Source organism: Vibrio sp. 2033 (assembly GCF_033339735.1).
The window spans coordinates 23,517-41,407 of record NZ_JAWOVC010000026.1 but is presented as its reverse complement, the minus strand read 5'-3'; the positions used below and the strand labels follow the sequence as shown (position 1 = coordinate 41,407).

Annotated in this window: 17 protein-coding genes; 8 read left to right on the top strand and 9 right to left on the bottom strand. The window is 45.2% G+C overall.

The window, feature by feature from the left end; all coding sequences use genetic code 11:
• Window positions 1-237: 237 nt before the first annotated feature.
• Complete coding sequence (locus R7P74_RS22060; RefSeq protein ID WP_318123186.1) at window positions 238-1,641, bottom strand: SPFH domain-containing protein; 1,404 nt, start codon at window positions 1,639-1,641, stop codon at window positions 238-240.
• 266 nt (window positions 1,642-1,907) lie between these two features.
• A complete protein-coding gene (gene efp / locus R7P74_RS22055) occupies window positions 1,908-2,474 on the bottom strand; it encodes an elongation factor P (RefSeq protein WP_005381500.1) in 567 nt (188 codons plus the stop codon).
• A 32-nt stretch (window positions 2,475-2,506) separates the two neighbouring features.
• Between efp and epmB the strand changes: the two genes are divergently transcribed.
• Both epmB and R7P74_RS22045 read left to right on the top strand, forming a co-directional pair.
• On the top strand, window positions 2,507-3,529 hold the full coding sequence (epmB, locus tag R7P74_RS22050) for an EF-P beta-lysylation protein EpmB (RefSeq protein WP_005381502.1): 1,023 nt from the start codon (window positions 2,507-2,509) through the stop codon (window positions 3,527-3,529).
• Between the two features lie 95 nt (window positions 3,530-3,624).
• A complete protein-coding gene (locus tag R7P74_RS22045) occupies window positions 3,625-4,122 on the top strand; it encodes an MgtC/SapB family protein (RefSeq protein WP_005381504.1) in 498 nt (165 codons plus the stop codon).
• A gap of 100 nt (window positions 4,123-4,222) precedes the next feature.
• On the opposite strand, the gene R7P74_RS22040 is transcribed toward R7P74_RS22045, so the two are convergent.
• The 3 genes from R7P74_RS22040 to R7P74_RS22030 all read right to left on the bottom strand — a co-directional run bounded on the left by R7P74_RS22040 (window position 4,223) and on the right by R7P74_RS22030 (window position 7,114).
• Window positions 4,223-4,786, bottom strand: coding sequence for a VC2662 family protein (locus tag R7P74_RS22040; protein WP_005381507.1), 564 nt, complete (start codon window positions 4,784-4,786; stop codon window positions 4,223-4,225).
• 313 nt (window positions 4,787-5,099) lie between these two features.
• Complete coding sequence (gene groL, locus R7P74_RS22035; RefSeq protein WP_005381509.1) at window positions 5,100-6,746, bottom strand: chaperonin GroEL; 1,647 nt, start codon at window positions 6,744-6,746, stop codon at window positions 5,100-5,102.
• A gap of 77 nt (window positions 6,747-6,823) precedes the next feature.
• Window positions 6,824-7,114: a co-chaperone GroES gene (locus R7P74_RS22030; protein ID WP_005381516.1), complete on the bottom strand. Its 291-nt coding sequence runs from the start codon at window positions 7,112-7,114 to the stop codon at window positions 6,824-6,826.
• Window positions 7,115-7,354: 240 nt separating this feature from the next.
• Here R7P74_RS22030 and R7P74_RS22025 point away from each other — a divergent pair, with 240 nt between their 5' ends.
• Entirely contained in the window at window positions 7,355-8,737 is a 1,383-nt protein-coding gene (locus R7P74_RS22025; RefSeq protein WP_017635565.1) for an MATE family efflux transporter, read from the top strand.
• A gap of 91 nt (window positions 8,738-8,828) precedes the next feature.
• Here R7P74_RS22025 and pfkA read toward each other — a convergent pair whose 3' ends face one another.
• From pfkA to R7P74_RS22010, 3 genes are all read right to left on the bottom strand, one after another.
• Window positions 8,829-9,791 (bottom strand): 6-phosphofructokinase, encoded by a 963-nt coding sequence (gene pfkA, locus R7P74_RS22020; protein ID WP_005381521.1) that lies wholly within the window; start codon window positions 9,789-9,791, stop codon window positions 8,829-8,831.
• Between the two features lie 283 nt (window positions 9,792-10,074).
• Window positions 10,075-10,983: a CDF family cation-efflux transporter FieF gene (gene fieF / locus R7P74_RS22015; protein WP_213973490.1), complete on the bottom strand. Its 909-nt coding sequence runs from the start codon at window positions 10,981-10,983 to the stop codon at window positions 10,075-10,077.
• A gap of 111 nt (window positions 10,984-11,094) precedes the next feature.
• Window positions 11,095-11,607, bottom strand: a complete 513-nt coding sequence (locus R7P74_RS22010; RefSeq protein WP_005386388.1) for a CpxP family protein — start codon at window positions 11,605-11,607, stop codon at window positions 11,095-11,097.
• Between the two features lie 190 nt (window positions 11,608-11,797).
• Here R7P74_RS22010 and R7P74_RS22005 point away from each other — a divergent pair, with 190 nt between their 5' ends.
• The 4 genes from R7P74_RS22005 to trmL all read left to right on the top strand — a co-directional run bounded on the left by R7P74_RS22005 (window position 11,798) and on the right by trmL (window position 15,280).
• Window positions 11,798-12,487, top strand: coding sequence for a response regulator (locus tag R7P74_RS22005; RefSeq protein ID WP_213973483.1), 690 nt, complete (start codon window positions 11,798-11,800; stop codon window positions 12,485-12,487).
• A complete protein-coding gene (gene cpxA, locus R7P74_RS22000; RefSeq protein ID WP_005382383.1) occupies window positions 12,487-13,881 on the top strand; it encodes an envelope stress sensor histidine kinase CpxA in 1,395 nt (464 codons plus the stop codon). The genes R7P74_RS22005 and cpxA overlap by 1 nt, the downstream gene beginning before the upstream one ends.
• A 174-nt stretch (window positions 13,882-14,055) precedes the next feature.
• Window positions 14,056-14,664 (top strand): superoxide dismutase, encoded by a 609-nt coding sequence (locus tag R7P74_RS21995; RefSeq protein ID WP_005382382.1) that lies wholly within the window; start codon window positions 14,056-14,058, stop codon window positions 14,662-14,664.
• A 136-nt stretch (window positions 14,665-14,800) separates the two neighbouring features.
• On the top strand, window positions 14,801-15,280 hold the full coding sequence (trmL, locus tag R7P74_RS21990) for a tRNA (uridine(34)/cytosine(34)/5-carboxymethylaminomethyluridine(34)-2'-O)-methyltransferase TrmL (protein ID WP_025768811.1): 480 nt from the start codon (window positions 14,801-14,803) through the stop codon (window positions 15,278-15,280).
• A 70-nt stretch (window positions 15,281-15,350) separates the two neighbouring features.
• Here the strand turns inward: trmL and R7P74_RS21985 are convergent, their stop codons facing one another.
• The gene (locus tag R7P74_RS21985; RefSeq protein ID WP_130545484.1) at window positions 15,351-15,869 is read right to left on the bottom strand and encodes an FxsA family protein; all 519 of its coding nucleotides are present in this window, start codon (window positions 15,867-15,869) and stop codon (window positions 15,351-15,353) included.
• Between the two features lie 431 nt (window positions 15,870-16,300).
• Between R7P74_RS21985 and aspA the strand changes: the two genes are divergently transcribed.
• Window positions 16,301-17,752 (top strand): aspartate ammonia-lyase, encoded by a 1,452-nt coding sequence (gene aspA, locus R7P74_RS21980; RefSeq protein WP_005382379.1) that lies wholly within the window; start codon window positions 16,301-16,303, stop codon window positions 17,750-17,752.
• Window positions 17,753-17,891: the final 139 nt, after the last annotated feature.

Sequence of the window (17,891 nt, the reverse complement as noted above, 5' to 3'; positions counted from 1 at the left end):
GAGGCTTCCTTTTTCAACCTCATCAACTACAGTGAGTTTAAAAGCGAGGGAGTAATCGCGCTGAGTTCTTTTAGTTGCTGATTTCATAACACTCTCCAATTTTGGGGGTGGAAAGTGTCAACCTTATTTAGGACGGCACATGACCAAAAAAGAAAAAGCTGGCTAAATGCCAGCTTTTTTATTGCTTTGGGTTACCCATGATCTTTTTGCTTTTTAAGCTTTTGACCACCCATGATCTTATTGCTGTGCGACCTTCTTTGTCTGGTCCATAAGACCCAGAGCACCAAAGCCAGTAATCACATCTAGGTTTGTTTTCAAGCCCGTTTCGTCACTTCCACCAATGTAATTTTGTGGCATCTGAACTTGGAAGTTTTGCAAATTGTTGTACAGCGAGTTCGCTACGTCTCGATTCAATTCTGCCAAGTAAACTTCACGGTTTGCTCCTAACGCCGCATACTTACCTTTTAGGACTTCAGATTCTGCGCGACCTTTCGCTAATATCGCTTTCGCTTCAAACTCAGCAGAAAGTGCGTTCGCTTTTTGAATCGCTAAGTTAGCCTCTGCGATAGCTAGCTCTTTCTCCTTCTCGACTTCAGCAAGTCGTTTGGTTTTTTCCACTTCAACGATTTCACGCTCTGCAATCTGACGTGCAACTTCCACTTCTTTTTGCTGAGCAATAATTGCGAGTTCTTTACCACGCTGGGCGTCTTGCACCTCACGTGTTCGTTGAATCTCTTTGCGTAACTGCTCGGTCTCTGCCTGTGCTTTCGACGTTTCTTGTTCCTGAATCGCACGAATACGATCCGCCACTAAACGTTTTTTATCTGCCAATAGCTGATCTAATTGCTTTTCTGGCTGCGGGTCACCAATGGTCACCTGCGTCACTTGAATACCGTATTGTTGTAACGGATTGTCTTGACGAATCGGTTGCCCGGTTTTGTCTACGACAGGTACGGTTTTCCAAACCAGTTGATTGGTGCGCTGTAATTGGTTCGGATTGGCTTGATTCACCCCAACAGGCGCAAGATCCAACTCTTCCACTTCAACCTGACGTCGCTCTGTTAGATAAATCCCCTCTCGTAACTGATCGCCAAGTTTCGATTTGAACTGGTTCAAGCCACCTTGGAAAAACTCTTCACCCGTGTATTGGGTTGCGGTAATCACCGTTACGTTACGTGCGTTCTTTACAAGCAGCGCATCGATCAAGTTACTGTTGTTGCGGAACTCTTTGTGCATCTTCTTCACCGCTTCAGGGTCATTACTGAGCTTAAAGCGGAATGTTACGGGGATTTGACCAATATAGGTGTCGGCAAATCGAACCTGAATCGCATCAAGGCGTTGATAAAAATCTTCGCCCTTGCTGTTACCGAATGACACGGTGATCACTTGGTCATACTTGGTGATTTTGGACAGAAATGGCATGCGAAAATGAATGCCAGGTTCAGTAAACACATCCAACTTACCAGTAATATTATTCTGATGCACGTAGCTGTAACCCGCATCGGTCATCAGCACCGAGCTATTAATCGTTAAGCCTATTGCCAACAGCGGTACGCCAAATACGGCTGCTTTTAATCCTTTATGTAGTAACTGACGTCTTTCTTCCACCTTTAAACCCCTTCCTAAACCTCTGCTTTCCATTTTGTTCTCCTTTTTGGATTGTTACTGAGTTAAATCGATAAAAATCAGATTGCTATGCAACTCAGCGACAAGTACTAATGTATCAAAATGTTACATTAAGGAATAATCGACAGATTCATGGAATAAATAAGATTTTTACGAATAATACAAAATCATCAAAAATTTGCGGAGGATATCGATGTTTTACGCAGAGGGATTAAAAGAGAAGAGTCACAGGCAATAAAAAAGGCCGCCGAAGCGACCTTTCTAACAATCATATAAAGTGCTTACTTCACACGACCTACGTATTCAGCAGTACGAGTATCTACGCGAATCACTTCACCAATTGAGATGAACAGAGGAACACGAACAACAGCGCCAGTTGATAGAGTCGCTGGTTTACCGCCAGTACCTTGAGTATCACCTTTCAGGCCTGGGTCTGTGTCTACAACTTCTAGCTCAACGAAGTTTGGTGGAGTAACAGTAATTGGGTTACCGTTCCAAAGAGTGATCATACAAGTGTTGTTTTCTACCAACCACTTAGCGTTTTCACCTACCGCTTTTGCATCTGCTGCGATCTGTTCAAACGTTTCACTGTTCATAAAGTGGTAGAATTCGCCGTCTGAATATAGATAATCTAGGTCGATATCCATTACGTCTGCCACTTCACAAGTGTCACCAGACTTGAATGTTTTCTCTAGCACTTTACCAGAAAGAAGTTTACGAATTTTAACACGGTTGAACGCTTGGCCTTTACCTGGTTTAACGTATTCGTTTTCCAGAATTACACAAGGCTCGTTATCAAGCATTAACTTAAGACCGCCTTTAAATTCATTGGTGCTAACTGTAGCCATTTTTTCCTCTTACATTCTTAGAGCTAAATTCAATGCCGCACATAATAACCCGAAAAGTCGAATCTGTTGAGCAAAACTGGCTCAAACAGTTGGCGAATGGGATCTCTGATCCTGCAAAATTGCTCGAAATACTGGAAATTGATCCTTCACCGTGGCAAGACGGGTTTGCCGCGCGCAAGCTGTTTGCACAGCGTGTACCGCAAAGTTTTGTCGATAGGATGGAGAAAGGCAACCCTAAAGACCCTCTTCTACGTCAGGTTTTACCACTGAGCGACGAATTTGAGGTGCATCCGGGTTACTCCAATGATCCATTGGAAGAGCAAGACAATGAAGTCCCTGGCCTGCTACACAAGTATCGCAACCGCGCCCTGATGATTGTCAAAGGTGGCTGCGCGGTAAATTGCCGTTACTGTTTTCGTCGTCACTTCCCTTATCAAGAGAACAAAAGCGGGAAACAAGCCTGGACCAAGTGCTTAGAGTACATGGCACAACAACCAGAGTTGAACGAAGTCATCTTCTCAGGTGGTGATCCATTAATGGCAAAAGACGATGAGATTCATTGGCTTTTAGAGCACATTGCTCACATTCCTCACATCAAACGTCTGCGTATTCATAGCCGTTTACCTGTGGTGATTCCAGCTCGAGTCACTGATGAACTATGCCAACTTCTGCAAGCATCAAGGTTACAAATCATCCTCGTCACTCACATCAACCATGCCAACGAAATCAATGACGAATTTGCTGAACAGATGTTCAAGCTCAAAAGAGCGGGCGTTACGCTTCTAAACCAAGGCGTTCTGCTGAAAGGCGTGAATGATTCGGTAGAAGCTCAAGTGGCATTAAGTGAGGCCTTATTTGACGCGGGTATCTTGCCTTATTACCTCCACGTTCTTGATAAGGTGCAAGGCGCAGCGCACTACTTTATTTCGGACGAAGAAGCGAAAGCTATTATGCGCGGACTCATCACGCGTGTATCGGGTTATCTGGTGCCAAAACTCACACGAGAAATTGGTGGCAGGCCAAGTAAAACGCCGTTGGATTTGCATTTAGAATAAGCTCCAACGCTCAATTAAATTTGTCGTCTAGATTGATTATTTTTGTTCGCTTTGCACGGTAAGTCTATGCATACTCCGCACTTTTGGAGGTCAAGATGCATACAGCATTCGAACAAATTTTCGATCTTGGCCCATTCAGTTGGCCTGCCCTACTATGCTGCGCCATTAATGGGCTCATGATCGGTATAGAGCGCCAAACTCGTGGTAAACCGGTTGGCATTCGCACAGCAATACTAATTATTTCAGGCACCTACCTGTTTATGTCGATGGCCGTGTCGTTATCGCCAAATACACTTGATCAAGCACGAGTGCTTGGTCAGATTATTACTGGCGTCGGCTTCTTAGGCGCTGGCGTTATGATGACACTTGATGGAAAAATCCATGGCGTAACATCCGCGGCTGTAATATGGGTGCTAGCAGGTTTAGGTTTGATGATAGGTTTAGGTTATTTAACGCAGTCGGTGGTTATTACTCTCCTGACATTAACCGTGTTGTTAGGTGTGGATAAAGCAGAAAACCACATCAAAGCATTACGCCGCGGTGTTCATCAAAGAATTCAACAACGCAAAACTTCATCACGATTAATTAAATAGTTAACGATCCGAGAAACTCGCTTCATCCCATCTGTAATTAAAAAGCCCTCGACGAACATCGAGGGCTTTCTGTATATAAAGATTCTGACTTTCTCAGGGATTACTTAGCAAAGTTGATGAGTGGGAAACACTTGAAGAAACCGTTATCCGCACAGTTCAAAAGACCAATTTGCACGCCATCGATTTGATCGGTCATGTTGAAGAAACCAAACTGGAAATTAGACTTCTTAGAGATACTCGCTAAGCCCACATCCGCCATGGTGTAGCCTTCAGAATAGTTCACCGCGCTCCAGTTCAAGCCTTTTACGTTGTTCGTAATGTTAACAGCACCCAAGTTAACACCCGTCGTCTGACCTTGGTTCCAGTTAACTAAGCCTAAAGACGCGCCTTTCATTTCTTGATTTACTTTTGCTGCGCCAAAAAACAGACCGAAGTTCACACCTGTCGTACGATCCGTTTCTGACATACCAAGCAGTGAAAAGTCGACACCTTTAACCTCATTTACCTGCCCATGCAGCACAGCTAAACGAACGCCACCAACTGAAGAATTAGAAGGTGCGTTTGTGTTATCGATAGTAGAGAACATCACAGGTGTACTGTCGGCAAAAGCAACAGGTGATGCGATAGCGGCTGCAACCGCCAATGACGTCATAAGCTTTTTCATTTTCATCTCCATGATGGGAAGCAACAATTTACAACATAGTGTAATGTTCAGATTTTGCTCTGTCCCCGTTCAAAAAGTGTTAGCAATAGGTCAGATTTAACCATCTGACTCAAAAGAAAAAATATTTCTCTTCGATTTTTTGCTTCTGAAATGGCGCTTTTTACGCTCAAAAATTTCATGATAAGCCACACCAGAACGTCATGTTTCTCAGGTGATACGCATAAAAAAGTCGAGGCATCTGCCTCGACTTTTAAAGGTTTGGTCGGTTATCTTTCCGCTATAAGGTTTCCCTAGAGCGATGAGATAAGCTGGCTTACATCATGCCGCCCATACCGCCCATGCCACCCATGCCGCCCATGTCAGGCATCGCTGGCGCGTCTTTTTGCGGTAGGTCAGTAACCATCGCTTCAGTAGTGATCATCAGACCTGCAACCGATGCTGCGAATTGTAGTGCAGAACGAGTAACTTTAGTTGGGTCCAGGATACCCATTTCTAGCATGTCGCCGTATTCGCCTGTTGCCGCGTTGTAGCCGTAGCTACCTTCACCCGCTTTCACGTTGTTCGCAACCACTGAGTCTTCCTCACCTGCGTTCTTCGTGATTTGACGGATTGGCGCTTCCATTGCACGTAGTGCAACGCGGATACCAACGTTTTGTTCTTCGTTGTCACCCGTTAGGTGAGCAATCTTAGATGCCGCGCGGATAAGTGCAACACCACCACCAGCAACAACACCTTCTTCAACCGCTGCGCGAGTTGCGGCTAGCGCATCTTCTACACGGTCTTTCTTCTCTTTCATTTCAACTTCAGTCGCTGCACCGACTTTGATTACTGCAACACCGCCAGCCAGTTTAGCTACGCGCTCTTGTAGTTTCTCTTTGTCGTAGTCTGAAGTTGCGTCTTCGATTTGTTGACGAATCTGAGCAACACGGCCAGAGATCATCTCTTCTTCACCGATACCATCGATGATAGTCGTGTTTTCTTTCGTGATAGAAACACGCTTCGCTTGACCTAGATCTTCTAGTGCAACTTTTTCTAGCTCTAGACCGATCTCTTCAGAAATCACAGTACCGCCAGTTAGGATAGCGATGTCTTGTAGCATTGCTTTACGGCGGTCACCGAAACCAGGTGCTTTCACAGCTGCAACTTTTACGATGCCACGCATGTTGTTCACAACCAATGTTGCTAGCGCTTCGCCTTCTACATCTTCTGCAATGATAAGCAGTGGACGAGATGCTTTCGCGACAGCTTCTAGCGTTGGAAGAAGCTCACGAATGTTTGAGATCTTCTTATCAACAAGAAGAATGAATGGGTTTTCTAGATCAACACTGCCTGATTCTTGGTTGTTGATGAAGTAAGGAGACAGGTAACCGCGGTCGAACTGCATACCTTCTACTACGTCTAACTCGTCTTGTAGCGCCTGACCTTCTTCAACCGTGATAACGCCATCACGACCCACACGCTCCATTGCTTCTGCAATGATATTACCTACGCTTGCGTCTGAGTTTGCAGAGATAGTACCAACCTGCGCGATCGCTTTTGTGTCGTTACATTCAACAGAAAGCTCTTTTAGTTGCTCAACTGCCGCAGCAACAGCTTTGTCGATACCACGCTTAAGATCCATTGGGTTCATGCCCGCTGCGACTGCTTTTAGACCTTCGTTAACGATAGATTGTGCTAGTACCGTTGCTGTTGTTGTACCGTCACCCGCTGCGTCGTTTGCTTTAGACGCAACTTCTTTAACCATTTGTGCGCCCATGTTCTGGAATTTATCTTCCAGCTCGATTTCACGCGCTACTGATACACCATCTTTAGTGATAGTCGGTGCACCAAAAGATTTGTCTAGAACGACATTACGTCCTTTAGGACCCAGTGTTACTTTTACTGCGTCAGCCAGAACGTTTACACCTTCCAGCATTTTAACTCGTGCGTCATTACCAAATTTAACGTCTTTAGCAGCCATCTTTGATTTCCTTTCTAAAATTCTTTGTGTGTAATTTCGTAATTGAATCTGAGCAAAAAATTACTCAATGATTGCTATTATTCAACGATCGCCATGATGTCGTTTTCAGACATGACAAGCACTTCTTTACCGTCGATTTTTTCAGTTTTTGTACCGTAACCTTCAGCGAAGATAACGGTATCACCGACTTTAACGTCTAGTGGCAGTACGGTGCCGTTTTCTAGGATGCGGCCTTTACCCACAGCTAGAACAACACCGCGAGTCGATTTTTCTGCAGCAGAACCAGTCAGAACGATGCCACCAGCAGACTTAGATTCAACTTCTTTACGTTCAACGATAACTCGGTCATGTAATGGACGAATGTTCATCGGTCGTCTCTCCTGAAAATTTCCATGTTTATTTGATAATTGTCCTTAGGGACTGTAGCCCCAGACACGTGATCCCTATATAAGGGGTCGAAGCAGCGATCCCAAGGGGGTGGCACAAAATTTTTGTGACTTAGTTAAAATAACGAACAACTAGGCAACGGTTTGCGTTAGAAATGCTCACTCGCTCGGCATCTCGCTTTCTTGTATCCTTGCATTTTGCTCACCAGATAGTTGTCACACATGCAGGAAAATAACAAGCTGGAACCCCAAGCGACCGATAAGCATGGTTTGTTGACCGCACCCATTCCTGAAACGCTGCGGAAAATGACCGTACCCATGACCATGGGCATGATCGCAATTTTGATGTTTAACTTGGTGGACACGTTTTTTATCTCGTTGCTTGGCACTCAAGCGCTAGCAGCTATCAGCTATACCTTCCCTGTCACCTTTGCGGTTAACTGCATTACGATGGGGATTGGGATGGGACTATCGACCAATATTGGTCGCTTGCTTGGGCAAGGTCATGCACCACAAGCTGCACGGTTCACCACCCACGGTTTGTTATTAGCCGTGTTACTTGTGGCTATCGCGTCTTCTATTGGCTTTACCACCATTGCGCCATTGTTTCGTTTTCTTGGTGCGTCTGATGATCTCATCCCTCTTATTGAGCAGTATATGCAGGTCTGGTATCTCACCATTCCTCTGCTAGTGATCCCAATGGCGGGCAACAGTGCTATCCGAGCTACTGGCGACACAAAGACACCAGCAAAAGTCATGATGTTGGCTGGTTTGATTAATGGCATGCTCGATCCATTGTTGATTTTCGGTTATGGCCCTTTTCCGGAACTTGGCATTCAAGGCGCAGCCATAGCAAGTGCCTTTAGCTGGTTAGGTGCTTTGTGTGGCTCATTCTATGTGCTAATTAAACGGGAAAAATTGCTTGCTCAACCCCAATGGGCTTTGCTGAAACAAGACTGGCAACAGACACTAAAAATTGGTACCCCTGCAGCGCTATCAAACGCGATGAATCCGTTGTCCGGTGCCATTCTGATGATGCTGTTATCCAACCACGGTACAGCGGCGGTTGCTGCTTACGGCGCAGCGCAGCGTATTGAGTCCATATTGATTTTAGTATTGATGTCGCTGACCTCTGCCCTCACACCGTTTATGGCACAAAATTTAGGAGCCAAACAACCGCAACGAGCCTTTTCCGGTTTATTTATTAGCATGCGTTTTGCAGTGGTATTCCAAGGGTTTATCTTCTTGATGATGGTACCGCTGAGCATTCCTCTGGCTGCGCTGTTTTCTCAGGAAGATGCGGTGAAAAACCTGCTTTGGCATTATTTACTGGTGGTGCCATTTAGTTATGGCTTCCAAGGCATCGTAATGATGTTAGTCAGTGGTTTGAATGCGATGCACAAGCCATTGCGTGCATTCCAGTGGAGCTTTATGCGGCTGTTCATTTTTACCTTGCCATCGGCGTGGGTCGGGAGCCAAATCTACAGCATTGAAGGCTTGTTTATCGGTATCGCGGTTGGGAATACGTTGGGTGGGCTACTGGGCTACTTGTTTGCGCTGCGCGAGCGCAAATTAACGCTCATAGAGCAGAGCAGCGTGTCTTAGCACTCGTCTATCGCTAGTTTCTTTTTTGTTGATTCTCAAATACAAAAAAACCGCGGAAAGCCGCGGTTTTGTTTATCTATTTCAAGCTTGCTTAGAATAACTCTTCAGCAACTTTGTATAGATCGTTGCGTACTGGACGCTTCATGTTTTCGATTGCGTCGATGATATCGTGGTGAACAAGTTGCTCTTTCACGATACCTACACAACGACCACCATGACCTTCGATCAATAGGTGAACAGCGTAGTTACCCATACGAGATGCTAGTACGCGGTCAAATGCAGTTGGACGACCACCACGTTGGATGTGACCAAGTACTGTTGCACGAGTTTCACGACCTGTCGCGGCTTCGATGTCACGTGCTAGTTCATTAGCATCCATCATTAGCTCAGTAAGCGCGATGATCGCGTGTTTCTTACCTTTAGCGATACCATCTTGGATGTTGCTGATCAGCTTGTCTTTGTCTAGACCAGTTTCCGGAGTGATGATGTATTCACAACCGCCCGCAATTGCAGACATCAGAGTCAAATCACCACAGTGACGGCCCATGATTTCTACAATTGAAATGCGTTGGTGAGATGAAGAAGTATCACGTAAACGGTCGATTGCATCGATAACGGTGTTTAGTGCACTTAGGTAGCCCACAGTGTAATCCGTACCTGCGATATCGTTGTCGATTGTGCCCGGAAGACCGATACATGGGTAACCCATTTCAGTCAGTTTCTTCGCACCCATGTACGAACCATCACCACCGATTACCACTAGTGCATCGATACCATGTTTTTTCAGGTTCTCAATCGCTTTTTCACGAACTTCCACTTGTTTAAATTCAGGGAAACGTGCAGAACCTAGGAACGTACCACCTTTGTTGATCACATCTGAAACGCTAGAACGATCTAGCTTCTCGATGCGGCCTTCGTATAGGCCTAGGTAGCCGTCGTACACACCGAATACTTCCAATCCTTCGGATAGTGCTGTACGTACTACGCCGCGTATCGCAGCGTTCATACCAGGTGCGTCACCGCCACTTGTTAAAACACCGATCTTCTTAATCATGCTCACCCTCGATCTTTGGCAATCAATTATTTAATTTTCTTTTAGGCCCCTTGTTACCAAGCAACCTGCATAATCCAGAACTGTGCGTTATGTTACATTTCCTCTACAGGATTACCAATGAAAACGCACTTTTTTATGTAACTTTTCTACTTATGTAAGAGTATTACAGTTTCTCTATGAAACTTTGTTGATTCATATCAGGATCACGAATCTTAATAAGTATTGATGGAAAGATAGTCAATAAGTACCTGTTTGTCGTCGGGCACTGATGGATTTTTCAAGCCTACCAATCTTGTGCTTTCTGCTCTTTCTCTGGTCCGAAAACGACAGACAATGGATCTTGATGGATCAATACATCCGCATCAGGAAACAGAGCCAATAAATTATCTTCCACTTTATCAGCAATGTAATGCGCCTCAATTAATCGTAAGTTATCGTCTAGCTCTAAATGCAACTGTATAAAGCGCGTCGGTCCTGACATTCGCGTGCGTAACTGATGCACGCCCAATACCCCTTTTACGCTCAAACAAGCTTGGTTAATTTGCTCAAGCTCTTCATCGGGCAACTTTCTATCAAGTAAGGTTTGAATCGCTTCGCTGACCATTTTGAAAGCGCTATAAAGAATGAAGACACCAATACCAATCGCAAACACAGCATCCGCTTGAGTCACTCCAAAATAACTGAGCCCCAGAGCAACCATGATCGCAGCATTCATATACAAATCAGTCTGATAATGCAGAGAATCCGCCGCTATTGCTTGGCTCCCCGTCACGCGAACCACATGTTTTTGGAACATCACCAAGCCAAGTGTGACCACAATCGCAAACAGCGATACATACACACCAAACTCCGGTGCGTGTAAAGCATGTGGGCGGAAAAATCGGTCAATCCCGTTAAGAATCAAAAATACTGCCGAGCCCGAAATAAACATTGCTTGGGCTAGGGCCGCTAAGGACTCAGCTTTACCATGTCCAAACGTATGTTCGCGGTCTGCCGGTTGTAAGGCGTAACGAACCACCACAAGATTCACAACCGAAGCCGCGATATCTAACATGGAGTCAATCAATGACGCCAATAAGCTCACTGAGCCGGTTACCCACCACGTGATGACTTTTACTATCAGAAGAAGCGTCGCCACAATGGTTGCAGTCCAAGCGGCGGTCGTAACTAAACGTGCGTATTGCTGTTTCATAATCAAAGAGTTAACTAAAACCATACGTTGAGTATATTGAATGACCATGAAATAACCAGATCAAAAAGAGGCAACCAATGGCTGCCTCTTTATATAACATCAATTCATGACTTAATTATTGCGCGACTTTTCCATACGCTTGTGCATTCTGTCGCCACACTCTTGCATACGTTCATTTTGTAGCTCAACAAATTTCGCTTTCTGCTCAGGTGTTAATACGCTAAGCATTTGGTGCTTTCTTTCTAGCATTTGCACGCGACGTTCCGTTTGGCGCTCAACCATCTCTTTTGCTAATTCGCTAGCTTGAGCTTCATCAAAGTTATCCGCCAGCAAAAGCGATTGTACTTTTGCGTGATGCGCTTGACGCTCAGCCATACGTGCTTCTTTGCCATCAGCGAATTTTGCTTTCATTTCTGCTTTGTTTGCTTCACGCATTTCTTTTAGCTGATCTTTTTGTGCATCAGTCAGGTCTAGTTGACGCATGACACCTCGGTCCATACCCATGCCGCATTCGTCACGAGGGCCTTTATGATGGTTTTTACCACCGTAAGCGAATGCGCTTGCGGCGCCAAGAGTAAGAGGTAGAACAACAGCAGCTAACACAAGTTTTTTTGCAGACTTCATAATACGATTCCTTACACAGGTGAGTGGTTCTTCTGAGCTGTTCCCACAGCGCTTGAGTATAGAATACGACCCGCTAGGTAAAGCGACGTATAGGGAGCGTAAAGAATCGTAAAGAGTGATTTTTCTCCTCTTCGTTGCGCATCATTCCAATGTAATATTAGGCTATCGGTAACTTACTATAGGTGCCCCCATGGCAAACATTCTTTTAATCGATGACGATATCGAGCTAACTAGCTTATTAAAAGAAGTACTCAGTTTCGAAGGGTTTGACGTCAGCGACGCAAATGACGGTGAAGCCGGCTTAGCCGCGATCAATGATAAGATTGATTTGATTTTGTTGGATGTCATGATGCCAAAACTCAATGGCATGGAAACGCTGAAACGCTTACGTGAAAATTGGGAAACTCCCGTCTTGATGCTGACCGCTAAAGGGGAAGAAATTGATCGCGTGATCGGCTTGGAACTGGGCGCGGATGATTATTTACCAAAACCTTTTAGTGACCGAGAGCTGTTAGCGCGAATCCGCGCGATTTTACGCCGCACTAGCAGCACACAAAAAAATACCAAAAACAGCGATTGCATTGAGTATCAAGAAATCCGCCTCTATCCCGGTAAGCAAGAAGCGTATTGTGAGCAACAGCTACTCGATCTCACGGCAACCGAGTTTGCGCTACTCACCCACTTCGTACAAAACCCAGGACAAGTGCTGACCAAAGAGACACTGAGCTTAGATGTGCTTGGTAAACGACTCGCTGCTTTTGATCGCGCTATCGATATGCATGTCTCGAACTTACGTAAAAAATTACCAGATCAAAGCAATGGCAAGCCGCGAATCAAAACCCTGCGTGGTCGTGGCTACATGCTGCTTGAGGAGGATTAATGCGCCTATCACGCATCAAACTGCCAAACATCAATAGCCTGTATGGACGCATCTTTGCCATTTTTTGGTTCACCATGTTATTAGTATTGATAGCCGTGCTATCACTGCCACATTTGGACCCACGCAAAGCTCGCGATATTCCAGAAGAACACTACAAACGTATGGTAGAAACGCGTGACTCAATCCAACAAAAATACAGCCAGCAAACTGATTTAGGCCGCATACTTTTTCGTATCGAGGGCAACCGCCACGGCAAGCACGACCCTCGCCCGAGGGTGTTTTTTTCTGACTACAGCGGTAATGTTCTTACGACAGAAAAACGCAGCAATTTTCAATTGCGTGCAATGCAAAACTTTGTCACCAGTATCGAAGATTACAATAATCCAAAGCAGAAGCTGTATGGTCGATACATGATTGCGGGCCCAATTCCTATCACTTTGGCAGGTTCCGATATCTTGATGTACGTGGGCTTCAAATGGAATGAGCCACCACCTCTACTCCTGCGTCTGTTTGATCACCCATTCCAGCTCTTGCTTGCGGTCATGCTAGTTAGTACACCATTGCTGTTATGGCTTGCTTGGGCTTTGAGTCAGCCTGCACGTCGTCTTGAAGCCGCTGCTCAACGTGTGGCGAAAGGTGAATTTGTCACAGACCCAAATTTAGAAAAAGGCACGGCGGAGTTTCGTCAAGCAGGTAGCAGCTTCAACCAGATGGTCGAAGCGGTTAATCAAATGATTTCAGGACAACAACGTTTGCTATCCGATATCTCTCACGAGCTGCGCTCACCTTTAACTCGTCTGCGCATGGCAAGCGCATTAGCGACGCGTAAACAAGGCGAAAGCCCAGAACTGACTCGTATCGATACCGAAGCGCAGCGCTTGGAACAGATGATCAGCGAACTATTAGAGCTTTCTCGCATGCAGGCGAACAGTCATATGACTCGCGAAACACAGCCACTAGAAAGTTTATGGGAAGAAATCATTAAAGATGCGCAGTTTGAAGCAGAGCAAATGGGCAAACAGCTACACTATTCAGAATTACCTAAGCGCAATATTTCCGGTAACCCTAAACTGCTGATGAGTGCGGTGGAAAATATCGTTCGTAACGCCATTTACTACGGAAAAGATGAGGTACAAATCGACATCAAAGCCGATGACGATACGCTTCGTATCACGGTTGACGATAATGGAGAAGGTGTACCAGAAGAGGAACTGGCCGCGATTTTTCGCCCGTTCTATCGCGTTTCCACGGCACGCGATCGCCACTCTGGCGGCACAGGTCTCGGCCTAACCATTACCGAAAGTGCCATTCGCCAGCACAGTGGCACGATCGCAGCCAGCCGAAGTCCTTTAGGCGGATTGCGTATGAGTATCACCTTACCGATCAATTGTTAGTCTCAATTTGATGAACTAACAATAATTCGCACCATATTTCTAGAGTGAGTGATTCACAGCCCCACCCTCACTTTAGAAATTGGCGAGGCTTCTTAGAATACCCTTACAAAGATCAAAGTTGATAATAATTATCGTTAGCATTAAAGTAAATTTTCCAATTAAGGAGGATTTACTATGTCACATACATTTCCCGCTCTGCCTTACCCGTACGATTCACTAGAGCCGTACATCGACGCGAAAACCATGGAAGTGCATTACAGCAAACACCACAAGACGTACTTTGATAAGTTTGTAAATGCCGTTGAAGGGAGCGAGCTCGAAACTCAGTCATTAGACGAGATCTTTGACAATATCTCTAAGCTCAGTCCAGCAGTACGTAATAATGGTGGCGGCTATTACAACCACATCATTTATTGGAATTGCATGTCACCAAACGGTGGCGGAGAGCCTCAAGGCGCGCTTGCTCAAGCAATTAACGATAAATTTGGTAGCTTTGCGCAATTTAAAGAGGCGTTTGCCCAAGCAGCCATCAATACCTTTGGGTCTGGCTTTGCATGGCTGATCGTAAAAGATGGTGAGATTCACATTACGTCCACCAGTAATCAAGACAACCCTCTGATGGACGTAGTGGATGTGCGCGGTGAACCAATCCTCGCATTAGACGTGTGGGAGCACGCGTATTACATCAGCTACCAAAACCGTCGCCCAGAATATATTGATGCGTGGTGGAACGTCGTCAACTGGCGAGCAGTTGAAGAAAACTATGCTCACGCTCTCTTATAAAGAGCATCGCTACTTACGGTATTAACATCCGCGCTAATGCCTGCTTTCATACCCAGGTCAATCTTGCTGAATCTCGCATATTTCGGTGACTTGGGTATATACTGCCCCTCTCTTTGACCAACTCTATTTCAATACCATGTTTGATATCGCTTTATACGAACCAGAAATCGCGCCGAACACCGGCAACATCATTCGACTATGCGCCAACTGCGGTGCAAACCTTCACTTAATTGAACCTCTAGGTTTCGATCTTGAAGAGAAAAAAGTCCGCCGCGCTGGTTTGGATTACCATGATTTAGCTCGCGTAACGCGTCATAAAAACTATCAAGCGTTCTTAGAATATTTAGAGAAAGAGAAGCAAGGTAACTACCGATTGTTTGCCTGCACCACCAAAACCACAGGTCACCACGTTGATGCACAATACCAAACAGGTGATGTTTTGATGTTTGGTCCAGAAACTCGTGGTTTGCCTGCTGAAATCATCGATAGCTTGCCAATGGAGCAGCGTATTCGCATTCCAATGATGCCAGATGCGCGCAGCCTAAACCTTTCGAATGCCGTTGCGATCATTGCTTTTGAAGCATGGCGTCAAATGGGCTTTGAAGGCGCATTGTAAGCAGCACGAATTCCAAATACAGAAAAGGGCGCTTGGTGCGCCCTTTTGTTTTCTTTACTGTCTAACTCAATCAGTTGAGCTTGTTGCGATCATCATCGTCTTTACGCTCGTATTCCCCTTCGAAGGTATTGCCATTATCTGACTGGGAATCAAATGGGTCACGACGGAACGGGTCTTGCTCATATGGCCCCTGGTTAGAGAAACCACCTTGGAAGCCACCGCCATGCATGGTTTTCACCACCATTTTGCTCATCAAGTATTTAGCTATCGCGGCGCGTGGCGCAGGAAGCAACACCAACATACCAAGGGCATCGGTCATAAAGCCCGGGGTTAACAGTAGCACGCCAGCCACCGCGAGCATTACGCCTTCAAAAATTTGCTGGGCTGGAATTTCACCTTGTTCAAGACGCCCCTGTACTGACATCAGTGTTTGTATACCTTGGCTACGAACCAACGATGCACCAACAAATGCCGTGATTAAGACTAGTGCAATGGTCGGCCATAAACCTAAAAAGCCGCCCACCTGAATAAATAAGCCGATTTCAATGATCGGAACAAAAATAAACGCTAATAATAAGATAGGAAACACACGCCCTCCTTTGTTTAATTCAGTGTAATGGTAAAAGCAGACTAAGCTCAAACGAATCGTTGTAAAAAAGCGTGTTCATACTGGTCTCCTTCTCTTTTAGACAAAGTAGCGGGAGCGCGTTTCATTCAATTGCGTACCGATTTTTTCGTGCTTTTAAAGTGCTAATTTCGAACTCTAAAAACTCATGTTTGTCGAGGAAAATCGAGTACCCATAAAGGGTTATTAATAACCCGTTCATACTTTGCAAATTATTGACTCATTAAAAACGAAAAAGGTGATCTAGTTACTATTTTTATGCGCTAGGTGCAGTATCATGTGCCACATAAGTCAGGACGGATTTTCCAGCCAAAAATTCTGATGAATGGATTCTAGATTGCAGAAATGGCTAATAAATAACTTTATTATCAGAATTATCATCTAAGGATCCTGCTATGGCTACCCTATCTGATGCTCCAAAAACAGCAAACCCAGCCACTCGTATTGAAGAAGATCTATTAGGTCAACGTCATGTCCCTGCAGATGCGTACTACGGTATTCATACGCTACGTGCGATCGAGAACTTCAACATCTCTAATATGACCATCTCTGACGTACCAGAATTTGTACGCGGCATGGTAATGACCAAAAAAGCAGCAGCGTTAGCAAACAAAGAACTTGGCGCTATTCCAAAAGACGTTGCAAACTACATCATCGAAGCGTGTGATTTGATCCTAGAAACTGGCAAGTGTATGGATCAGTTCCCATCAGACGTATTCCAAGGCGGTGCAGGCACTTCAGTTAACATGAACACGAACGAAGTGATCGCAAACGTTGCGCTTGAGTTGATGGGTAAAGAGAAAGGCCAATACGAATTTGTTAACCCAAATGACCATGTAAACAAGAGCCAATCAACCAACTGTGCGTACCCAACAGGTTTCCGTATTGCGGTATACAACAGCGTACACAAGCTAATGGAAGCAATTGAGTACCTAAAAGGCGCATTCGAACTTAAAGCCGTTGAGTTTAAAGATGTACTGAAAATGGGCCGTACTCAGCTTCAAGACGCAGTACCAATGACAGTAGGTCAAGAGTTCCATGCGTGGGCGGTAACACTAAACGAAGAGATTCGTGCTCTAGATTACACATCTAAACTCCTCCTAGAAATCAACCTAGGCGCAACCGCAATCGGTACTGGTCTAAATACACCAACTGGCTACCAAGCGCTTGCAGTAAAACACCTAGCGGAAGTAACAGGCCTTGACGTTGTTGCAGCAGAAGACCTTATCGAAGCAACGTCTGACTGTGGTGCATACGTAATGACTCACGGCGCGCTAAAACGCCTAGCAGTGAAACTATCGAAGATCTGTAACGACCTTCGTCTACTTTCTTCTGGTCCTCGTGCGGGTCTAAATGAATTGAACCTACCTGAAATGCAAGCAGGCTCTTCAATCATGCCAGCTAAAGTAAACCCAGTTATCCCAGAAGTAGTAAACCAAGTTTGCTTCAAAGTTCTCGGTAACGACAACACGGTTTCTTTCGCAGCAGAAGGCGGTCAGCTACAGCTAAACGTAATGGAACCTGTGATCGCACAAAGTGTGTTTGAGTCTATCTCTCTACTACACAACGCGTGTGTGAACCTACGCGATAAATGTATCGACGGCATCACTGTGAACAAAGAAGTTTGCGAAAACTACGTTTACAACTCTATCGGTATCGTCACTTACCTAAACCCATACATCGGCCACCACGAAGGTGACATCGTAGGTAAGATTTGTGCAGAAACTGGTAAGAGCGTTCGTGAAGTCGTGCTAGAGCGCGGTCTGCTTACAGCAGAGGAGCTTGATGAAATCTTGTCAGTAGAAAACTTCATGCATCCTACTTACAAAGCAAAACGTTACGAGTAATAACGAATCCGAAGGGGGCCACTCAGGCCCCTTTTTTAGGCTCTCATACGGTTAACCACATTTTTTATATGCTTTTATTGCCGCTAAGCCACTAGGTTCTCATTCTCTGAGCATTTACTCCTGTTCCTGAGTGTTCAAA

Coding starts and splice junctions, on each gene's coding strand:
- R7P74_RS22060 (WP_318123186.1), bottom strand. CDS start 1,641: ATGGAAAGCAGAGGTTTAGGAAGGGGTTTAAAGGTGGAAGAAAGACGT.
- efp (WP_005381500.1), bottom strand. CDS start 2,474: ATGGCTACAGTTAGCACCAATGAATTTAAAGGCGGTCTTAAGTTAATG.
- epmB (WP_005381502.1), top strand. CDS start 2,507: ATGCCGCACATAATAACCCGAAAAGTCGAATCTGTTGAGCAAAACTGG.
- R7P74_RS22045 (WP_005381504.1), top strand. CDS start 3,625: ATGCATACAGCATTCGAACAAATTTTCGATCTTGGCCCATTCAGTTGG.
- R7P74_RS22040 (WP_005381507.1), bottom strand. CDS start 4,786: ATGAAAAAGCTTATGACGTCATTGGCGGTTGCAGCCGCTATCGCATCA.
- groL (WP_005381509.1), bottom strand. CDS start 6,746: ATGGCTGCTAAAGACGTTAAATTTGGTAATGACGCACGAGTTAAAATG.
- R7P74_RS22030 (WP_005381516.1), bottom strand. CDS start 7,114: ATGAACATTCGTCCATTACATGACCGAGTTATCGTTGAACGTAAAGAA.
- R7P74_RS22025 (WP_017635565.1), top strand. CDS start 7,355: ATGCAGGAAAATAACAAGCTGGAACCCCAAGCGACCGATAAGCATGGT.
- pfkA (WP_005381521.1), bottom strand. CDS start 9,791: ATGATTAAGAAGATCGGTGTTTTAACAAGTGGCGGTGACGCACCTGGT.
- fieF (WP_213973490.1), bottom strand. CDS start 10,983: ATGAAACAGCAATACGCACGTTTAGTTACGACCGCCGCTTGGACTGCA.
- R7P74_RS22010 (WP_005386388.1), bottom strand. CDS start 11,607: ATGAAGTCTGCAAAAAAACTTGTGTTAGCTGCTGTTGTTCTACCTCTT.
- R7P74_RS22005 (WP_213973483.1), top strand. CDS start 11,798: ATGGCAAACATTCTTTTAATCGATGACGATATCGAGCTAACTAGCTTA.
- cpxA (WP_005382383.1), top strand. CDS start 12,487: ATGCGCCTATCACGCATCAAACTGCCAAACATCAATAGCCTGTATGGA.
- R7P74_RS21995 (WP_005382382.1), top strand. CDS start 14,056: ATGTCACATACATTTCCCGCTCTGCCTTACCCGTACGATTCACTAGAG.
- trmL (WP_025768811.1), top strand. CDS start 14,801: ATGTTTGATATCGCTTTATACGAACCAGAAATCGCGCCGAACACCGGC.
- aspA (WP_005382379.1), top strand. CDS start 16,301: ATGGCTACCCTATCTGATGCTCCAAAAACAGCAAACCCAGCCACTCGT.